A 595-nucleotide genomic window follows, 5' to 3' on the forward strand; every position below is an offset into this window, starting at 1 on the left:
GCCTGCTGGACGACGAGCGGCTGGCCGCCCGCGCGCAGTTGAACTGGCGCATCGCCCCGCCGTTGCTGGCGCTGTCCTTCGCCTTGCTGGCACTGCCGCTCTCGCGCAGCTCGCCGCGGCAGCAGCGCTACGGCCGCATCATGCTGGCTTTCCTTGGCTACCTGGTCGGCACCAACCTGATGATCGTCGGCACGCAGTGGATCTCGGCCGGCAAGACGCCCGCCGCGCTTGGCTTGTGGTGGCTGCTGGCGCCGCTGCTGCTGGTGGCGGTGTGGGCCTACCTGCGCGATGGACGGCTGTCGCGGCCGCGGAGGGCGGCGGCATGAGGATCACCCCGCGCATCCATGACCTGTACATCGGCCGGGCGGTCATCGGCACGGTACTGCTGACCTGGGCGGTGCTGCTGGGCTTGGACATCGTCAACGCGTTTTCCAGCGAAGCCAAGGACATCGGCCAGGGCAGCTACAGCTTCGGCCACGCCATCGCCTACGTCGCCTACACCGTGCCGCGGCGTGCGTACACCCTGTTCCCGACCGCCGCGGTGATCGGCGCGCTGATGGGCCTGGGCCAGCTGGCAGCCACTTCCGAGCTGACG

Annotated in this window: 2 protein-coding genes; both read left to right on the forward strand. The window is 69.9% G+C overall.

Annotated elements, in window-relative coordinates:
- Positions 1–326: LptF/LptG family permease (locus CWM66_RS28075; protein ID WP_146159958.1), on the forward strand; the 326-nt coding region annotated here is incomplete at its 5' end.
- Positions 323–595 (forward strand): LptF/LptG family permease (locus tag CWM66_RS28080; RefSeq protein WP_146159959.1); only part of this gene is annotated, 273 nt, incomplete at its 3' end. The genes CWM66_RS28075 and CWM66_RS28080, both read left to right, overlap by 4 nt.

Source organism: Kosakonia sp. H7A (genome assembly GCF_003028445.1).
Taxonomy (GTDB): Bacteria; Pseudomonadota; Gammaproteobacteria; order Enterobacterales; family Enterobacteriaceae; genus Kosakonia; species Kosakonia radicincitans.